The following is a 7,023-nucleotide window of genomic DNA, read 5'->3' on the forward strand; positions in this document are numbered from 1 at the left end:
TGATCGTCCCGCAGAACCTCGCCTTCCACACCAGCCTCCAAAAGCCAGTGTTGAATCAGAAATCTGCTAACATGGAAATCCCTAAAATGTCACTACAGCCTAGTTTTGGTGCGGGGACCGCAAGATGGATCGCGCGGGCAACATCATGGCATCGTCGGGCTGGCAGTACTGCGCCGGTTCAACCTCTCGACCGATGTGCGGGCAAAGGCTTTATGGGTGCAGCCCCATGGCGATACTACGTCAGTGCAGGAACGTTATGGTCTGTCGGGGCTGTGGTTGGAGCGAAAGGGCGAAGAAGTTCGGGTGGCAGCAGTGGGTACGGGCAGTCCGGCCGCAGGCGCGGGCGTCGCTGTGGATGACCAAATCACCGGACTGGATTTCGGCGCGGCGATCGCCAAGATTTCAGGCAAGCCGGGGCAGGCTGTGGAACTGAATGTCGCGGGTGCCTCGGGCAGCCGCGTGGTGAGATTTATTTTACAGCCATTTTTGTAGGCGCGCGCTGAAACTGCCAGAGCGGCCCGTCCGGTGTTCACCTAGGCAAGCCATCGGCTGATGCGATGACCGAAAATCAGGTGAAATCCGTTCCATCAGCTTCTGACATAACCTGTCGTTCGCCCGCCCGCGTCGGAACGACGCGAGTTGGTCGCGACCTGCCGGTTAGCGGGCAGACCGCAGCTGGGGACGCGAAATTGGCGCCTCAGCGTCTCATAAGGGTCGTTCATCTTAAGTCGTTCACCACCGACCATTCTAAGTCAAACCGTGCCAGATATTTTCGCAGGCGATCCGCATCATTCGAGCTGCTGCGGCGCGCGCGTGAGGCGTTGAAGAGGGTTCGCCCTGCTTCCGAAAGCGAGCGGCTGGCGCAGCATATCTTGATCGTCTCCGTGAGTTGGACGCGATCGAACAGGTCGAGTTCGGCAATCTGCTCGTCGCTCAATATCTCGGACAGAATATCTGCGGCGTTATCAGCCTGACCTAACCATAACCGCCGCAACCGTTCGATTTCCTTGTCGACACAGTCTACATTAATCCGCCCTTTCGGGCTGAGTGTGGCCATACGGGTGACGCTGGCGGCCAGATCGCGAAAATTGCCGGGCCAGCCTGCCTCGCCGGATGTCGCGAAGGCCAGATAACGCTGGCGTGCTTCCTTGTTGAAGCTGGCCTGATCGCCTTCGCGCTCGGCGAGCGCGTGCGGATATGACCCAGAATGATCGGAAAACGCTCTAAGGTCTTCGTCCATAGCCAATAGTCCGCCCCACACCTGCTGGCCGACTATTCGCTATGTCAAACCGGCCATTCAGAACGCATCGGCATCGAGCGCCATGATGGATGCTTCGCCAGCAGCGATGGCGGCGGCCAAGCTCGTTGTCTGCGGGAGCACGCGCGCAACGAAAAATTCCGCGACCGCGCGCTTCGACCGGTGCAGCGGATCATCCTCCATCGACGCCGCCGCGGACATGCGCGCCCACATCCAGCCCATCGAAACCAGCGCGAACAGGCGCAGATAGTCGACCGCAGCAGCGCCGGTCGCTTCCGTTCCCGCTCCGGCCAATCGGGCCGTGACATCCCGCAGCAGCGCCAGCGCCTCCGCCACCTTCTCCACCACGATACCGTCGCCGGCTGCCGCAAGATCCTCCGCGATCATGTCGAAAAAGCCCTCGACCACGGCGCCGCCTGCCATGGGCAGCTTCCGCCCCACGAGATCCATGGCCTGCACGCCATTGGTCCCCTCGTAAATCTGGGCGATGCGGGCGTCGCGGACATATTGTTCCATGCCCCATTCGCGGATGTAGCCGTGGCCGCCGAACACCTGCTGCGCCTGCACGGCGCTTTCGAAACCAAAATCGGTGAAGGCGGCCTTCACCACCGGGGTCAGCAGCGCGACCAGCGCGTCAGCCCTGGCTCGCTCGGCCGGATCGGGGTGATGATGCGCCCGGTCGAGTTGCAGCGCGGTCCAGCCGCTCAAGGCCCGGCCCGCCTCCACGAAGGAGCGAATGTTGAGCAGCATGCGGCGCACATCGGCATGCTCTATGATTGCCACCGGCCCCCGCGCACCGTCCGCGCCGCGCCCCTGCAACCGCTCTTTCGCATAGCCGGCGGCTTGCCCATAGGCCGCCCCTGCAATCCCCAGTCCCTGGATGCCGACCATCAGCCGTTCCGCATTCATCATCGTGAACATGGCAGCCAGGCCCTTGTTTGGCTCGCCGACCAGCCAACCGGTCGCGCCATCATAATTCATGACACAGGTCGGCTGGGCATGGATGCCCATTTTCTTTTCCAGCGCCCCCACCGACATGGCATTGCGAAGCGTGAAGCCGCCATCGGCATCGGGAAGATATTTGGGGACCAGGAGCAAGCTGATCCCTTTCACCCCCGGCGGCGCGTCAGGCAGACGGGCCAGTACCAGATGGATGATGTTGCCGCCGAAATCATGATCGCCCGATGAAATGAAGATCTTCTGCCCGGTCACGACATGGCTGCCGTCATCCTGCGGCACCGCCTTGGTCTTGAGCAGGGCAAGGTCCGTACCGGCTCCGCTCTCCGTCAGGGCCATGGCGCCGGTCCATTCGCCACTGACCATCGGCGGCAAATAGGTTGCCTTGAGCGTGTCGCTGGCATGCGCCATGATCGCTTCGCACGCGCCGCGGGTCAGGCCTGGGAACAAGCCAAAGGAAAGGTTCGCGGCCGAAAGCATTTCGTCCAGCCACAACTGAAGGAGGAACGGCAGTCCTTGCCCGCCATATTCGGGATCAGCCGCCAGGGATGCCCACCCCGCTGTCGCAAAATCGCGCCAGGCATCGGCGAAGCCGGCCGGCGTCTGCACCGCGCCCTCGACCAGGCGACTGCCTTCCTCATCACCATGGCGGTTGAGCGGGTGCAACCGTTCCGCGCACATCTTCCCCGCCTCATCCAGCACGGCCAGGGCAAGATCGGCGTCCACGTCCTTGCCCATCTCCGCCATTGCCTGCTCGAAGCCGAGCACCCGCGTCAGCAGGAAACGGTAGTCGTCGATCGGCGGAATATAGCTGAACATTGGACTCTCCTTTCGATTGACCGCAGCATACACCAAACAACTGTTACAATCAATCCGCTGCTATGACGGCGTCCGCTGCCAAGCTTATTCGTGGCGGAAAATAGCAACGATCTGCGTCGCGACGTCCGCAGGGGTCAACCGCCCCATCCGATACCAGTCGGCCGCCGAATTAAGCTGCGATAGCAAAAGGTTGCGATAGATGGACCGGTCGATATCTGCGGGCAAGGGCAAGTCGGCTACGAGGGATCGAAACAGGTCCTCGAACCGGTCCCGGCGCGCGACCAGTTGCGCCCGAACAGCATCGGGCACTTCCCGGAAATCATTCATCATCGGCATGGTCAGAGAGTTGGGCGCCAACTGGATTTCTAGGAGGGCTGTGCAGGCAACCGCCAATCGCGCCCACGGATCACTCTGCGCCGCTACGGAGCAAGCGATCTTCGCTTCCGCAGCGTCCAGTGCCCGATTGTGCAACTCGACGAACAGCGCATCCTTGGACTTAATATGGTAATAGAGGGATCCGCCCAGCACCCCGGCCTGCTCGCCGATGTCGCGCATCGACGTGCCGCGATACCCCTTCCGCGCGAAGAGTTGAGCCGCAATTTCCATTATCTGGCGGCGGCGGTCTGATCCCTCGGCAGCCCCGTCTTCGATCGCGCCCTGCTCTGGATGATGCTTCCTCATGACAGCGGGCTAGCACATAGCGAAATGGGCGCGAAGCCTTGGCATCCGATTTAGCGTCATCGCAGTCGGTCCGCCAGGAAATCCACGAATAGCCGAACCCGTGCAGGCATACCGGCACCACCGACGAAGACCGCGTGGATCATCTCGACATAGCCCGAATTACAGGCCTCCAGGATCGGGACGAGGCGCCCCGATGCCGGCTCTTCCGCGATGCTGAAACGACCGACGCGCGCGATACCTGCGCCATTGGCGGCGAGTTGGCCCAACGTCTCGCCATCATTGGCTTCAATATTACCCTTCGCCGACAGAGCGCATTCGCGGAGCAGGAGCACGATGCAGAGCCGCCCGTGGGACAAGGCCACCTGAAAAAAGAAGGCTGGCGCGAAGATTGGTGGCGTGGTCGTCGCCACGGCGTGTTGGAAGCGACGATCCACAACTGGACGGCCAAGTGTGGCTGTCTTGGGGGACTCGGAGGCGCAGCGAATACAGGCAATTGAGGACTAGAGCATAATCCGATCATACAGGATCAGATTATGCTCTGATTATCTTTTGTTTTCCGCATTTTCCGAGCCAGCAGATGATGCCATCTGCTTCGAAAGGCGGATCGGCTGGGCGATATCAACAAGTCGCTTTCGCCAGATGTCTTTGCCGAACCTGTTTATAATTGATCGAAGCTGGTCAACACCACGATCGTAACGGTCGAAATGAACCTGATCGAAGACGCGCTGCTGGTCGTCCTCTTGCTGTTCCCGCTGCTCGGCAATATCCGCGCGGCGCTCATCGCTGCGGGAGCCATTCCAATCACCATGTTGAGACGGCATCAGGAATGAACGGCCTTGGCATGTCGGACAACCTGACGAGCCTTGGCGCGCTGGATTTCGGCGTGATCGTCGATGGCGCGGTTATCATATTCGAAAATGGGCTGCGTCGGCTCGCCGAGAGGCAGGAACATGAAGGGCGGCGGCTGACGTTTCAGGGGGTAGAGGATAATATCTTCTTGCCCATGGCAACCACGTTGATGTTCGCGCTGGCGTCGGCTTTCGTCCTGCCGATCACCTTCGTTCCCGCCATGATCCCCCTCGTGGTGAAGAGCAAGATCCGCGAAAGAGAAGTGAAGCCGATCCGCGGGTTCAAGAAGAAATATGCGCCGCTGCTGAACCAGGCGGTGGCCCATTCTCTCCCCTTCATCGTGGCCGGCGCCGGCGTGCTTATCGCTTCAGTCTTTGCTTTCGGGCTTCTTGGTGAACAGTCCATGCCCCAACTGGATGAGAAGGATATCATGGTCACAAATTTCCGCGTGCCGTCCGCTTCTATCGACCAATCGATCCAGACGCAGCTTCAGATCGAAGATACGCTAAAAACGTTGCCGGAATTCAAGTTGATATTTTCGAAGAACGGCAACACAGATCTCAGCACTGTTCCGATTCCAGCGAGTTCGTCCGACACTTATGTCATTCCCAAGTCGGAACGCGAATCGCCTGCGGACGTCAAGTCCAAGGAGGACATTCGTCGCCGCATCAAGGAGCGGATGAAACCGTTGATCGGCAGCCGCACCGAAATCCAGCAGCTGATCCAGATGCATTACAACGAACTGATCGCCGGGGTTCGCGCCGGCGTGGCGGTCAAGCTCTATGGCGACGATCTTGATGTGATGAGCGATCAGACGCGCAATATCGCGGCGTGCTGCGGAAAATTCCGGACACGGGCGATGTCAGCGCGGAACAGACTGACGGCGCGCCGACCTTCGACGTCAAGATCGGCCGGTAGGCGGCCGCGCGTTACGGCGTGTCGGTCCAAGAGGTGGCCAACACCGTTTCCGCCTCATTGGGCGGACGCGAAGCTGGGCTCTTGTTCGAAGGCGATCGTCGATTTTCGGTCGTCATTCGCTTGCCCGATGCGAAAAGTGGCGCAGTTCAGCTATACTCAAGGGTCTGAATCATGAAACCTGTGCGCGGGTGGGTGTAGCGCCCGCAAAGCGCATCTTTTATCAGTTTTCGTTCACTATTGACCTACATCGCCGCCGCTCTGGCCGGAGCGGCGGCAGCTTTCACGCCTGGACTGCGAGAATGTTCATGGTGCGCTTGAGATTGTAGGCAATGGCGGTGAGGTGGACCTGGACGGCAGCTTTGGCGAGACCTCGCCATCGCATTCGGCGCAGGCCGTAGCAGCGCTTCCACCTACCAAAGATCTTTTCGATCCGGCCGCGCACCCGGTGGATCGGCTGGTTCCATTCCTGGAGCTTGCGCAGCGTTTCCTGTTCGTCGCGGCCCCACATGCCGGTGGCGACGATCCGCGCTATGCCGCCCTTTGCACGCAGCGCATCACGGAAGTGACTGCCGCGATAGGCGCTGTCGGCAAACACCTCGCCGGGGTTGTCGGGCAGCGCTTCGGGGCCTGCTTTGCCATCGTTGACATTGGCGGATGTCACGGACACCTCCTCGACCAATGCTGTATCGGCATCTGCCCCAACATGGGCCTTGAAGCCGTGAACGGCCCGCTTTCCCTTGTGCTTGACCCAGCGCGCATCACCGTCGTCCTCGCTGGCGGAGGTAATGATGATCGCATCGACCGGTGTCCCGGTCTTGGCCGTGACGGCCTTGGACGTGAGCTGCGCCGTCACCATCGTGAATAGCAGTCGGTCCAGCCTATGGGCGACAAGCTCCTTGCGAAAGCGCACGAATGCTGTTCGCTCGGGTGTGGCCTCTGTTCCCGAAAAACCACAGAAGCGACGGAAAGAGGCTCGATCCTCGATCGCCTCGGCCAGCTTCACGTCGGACAGATCGTACCAGATCGAGAGAAGCAGGGCCTTGAACATCGCGAGCGGTGGCCACGCCGGCTCGCCTTTGCTCGCCGAATAAAGCAGATCAAGAAGGACCGATACCGGCTCCCAACAGATCAGATTGCCAAGCTTATCGAGCGTCGATGCTGACCCTGCGCGCCCGCCAAAGCCGAACTGCTCCTGACCTATCGAACGATGCGCCATGTCCGACCCTCCTACTCAGAAAGCTCATAGAATCAGCGATCAGTGCCGATGTCTACACCCACCCGCGCACAGGTCTCATAATAGGTCGCACTCGACATCCCGTGCTTGCGGCACAGCTCCGTCACTACCGCGCCCGCCTCGGCCTCCTTCAGGAGGTCGATAATCTGCTCTTCCGAAAACTGCTTCCGCTTAATCTGTCCGTCCCTTCGTTCGGGTCGGACTCTAGGCTGTAGTGACATTTTAGGGATTTCCATGTTAGCAGATTTCTGATTCAACACTGGCTTTTGGAGGCTGGTGTGGAAGGCGAGGTTCTGCGGGACGATCA

7 protein-coding genes and 2 pseudogenes are annotated in these 7,023 nt (G+C 60.2%); 3 read left to right on the top strand and 6 right to left on the bottom strand.

The window, feature by feature from the left end:
- Nucleotides 1–108 precede the first annotated feature (108 nt).
- On the top strand, nucleotides 109–492 hold the full coding sequence (locus tag ASE85_RS23135) for a hypothetical protein (protein WP_156358382.1): 384 nt from the start codon (nucleotides 109–111) through the stop codon (nucleotides 490–492).
- A 226-nt stretch (nucleotides 493–718) separates the two neighbouring features.
- On the opposite strand, the gene ASE85_RS15640 is transcribed toward ASE85_RS23135, so the two are convergent.
- The 4 genes and pseudogenes from ASE85_RS15640 to ASE85_RS24040 all read right to left on the bottom strand — a co-directional run.
- Nucleotides 719–1,240: a hypothetical protein gene (locus tag ASE85_RS15640; protein WP_056690343.1), complete on the bottom strand. Its 522-nt coding sequence runs from the start codon at nucleotides 1,238–1,240 to the stop codon at nucleotides 719–721.
- A 57-nt stretch (nucleotides 1,241–1,297) separates the two neighbouring features.
- Nucleotides 1,298–3,034: an acyl-CoA dehydrogenase C-terminal domain-containing protein gene (locus ASE85_RS15645; protein ID WP_056690346.1), complete on the bottom strand. Its 1,737-nt coding sequence runs from the start codon at nucleotides 3,032–3,034 to the stop codon at nucleotides 1,298–1,300.
- A gap of 84 nt (nucleotides 3,035–3,118) precedes the next feature.
- A complete protein-coding gene (locus ASE85_RS15650) occupies nucleotides 3,119–3,715 on the bottom strand; it encodes a TetR/AcrR family transcriptional regulator (RefSeq protein ID WP_056690349.1) in 597 nt (198 codons plus the stop codon).
- A 56-nt stretch (nucleotides 3,716–3,771) separates the two neighbouring features.
- Nucleotides 3,772–4,035 (bottom strand): annotated as a pseudogene (locus ASE85_RS24040) (LysR substrate-binding domain-containing protein); the annotation flags it as partial.
- A gap of 384 nt (nucleotides 4,036–4,419) precedes the next feature.
- Between ASE85_RS24040 and ASE85_RS24045 the strand changes: the two are divergent.
- Nucleotides 4,420–4,545: a hypothetical protein gene (locus ASE85_RS24045; RefSeq protein ID WP_235523569.1), complete on the top strand. Its 126-nt coding sequence runs from the start codon at nucleotides 4,420–4,422 to the stop codon at nucleotides 4,543–4,545.
- Entirely contained in the window at nucleotides 4,542–5,657 is a 1,116-nt protein-coding gene (locus ASE85_RS15660) for an efflux RND transporter permease subunit (RefSeq protein ID WP_056690355.1), read from the top strand. Before ASE85_RS24045 ends, ASE85_RS15660 begins: the two co-directional genes overlap by 4 nt.
- Nucleotides 5,658–5,762: 105 nt before the next feature.
- Here the strand turns inward: ASE85_RS15660 and ASE85_RS15665 are convergent, their stop codons facing one another.
- Nucleotides 5,763–6,698 (bottom strand): IS5 family transposase, encoded by a 936-nt coding sequence (locus tag ASE85_RS15665; protein ID WP_056690358.1) that lies wholly within the window; start codon nucleotides 6,696–6,698, stop codon nucleotides 5,763–5,765.
- 62 nt (nucleotides 6,699–6,760) lie between these two features.
- A pseudogene (locus ASE85_RS24050) lies at nucleotides 6,761–6,937 on the bottom strand (transposase); the annotation flags it as partial.
- Nucleotides 6,938–7,023: the final 86 nt, after the last annotated feature.

The sequence above is a fragment of the Sphingobium sp. Leaf26 genome (genome assembly GCF_001421665.1).
Taxonomy (GTDB): Bacteria; Pseudomonadota; Alphaproteobacteria; order Sphingomonadales; family Sphingomonadaceae; genus Sphingobium.

Bases quoted from the DNA above. Each gene is read 5' to 3' on its own strand.
- ASE85_RS15660 (WP_056690355.1), top strand. From the start codon at position 4,542: ATGAACGGCCTTGGCATGTCGGACAACCTGACGAGCCTTGGCGCGCTG.
- ASE85_RS15645 (WP_056690346.1), bottom strand. From the start codon at position 3,034: ATGTTCAGCTATATTCCGCCGATCGACGACTACCGTTTCCTGCTGACG.
- ASE85_RS24045 (WP_235523569.1), top strand. From the start codon at position 4,420: ATGAACCTGATCGAAGACGCGCTGCTGGTCGTCCTCTTGCTGTTCCCG.
- ASE85_RS15640 (WP_056690343.1), bottom strand. From the start codon at position 1,240: ATGGACGAAGACCTTAGAGCGTTTTCCGATCATTCTGGGTCATATCCG.
- ASE85_RS15665 (WP_056690358.1), bottom strand. From the start codon at position 6,698: ATGGCGCATCGTTCGATAGGTCAGGAGCAGTTCGGCTTTGGCGGGCGC.
- ASE85_RS15650 (WP_056690349.1), bottom strand. From the start codon at position 3,715: ATGAGGAAGCATCATCCAGAGCAGGGCGCGATCGAAGACGGGGCTGCC.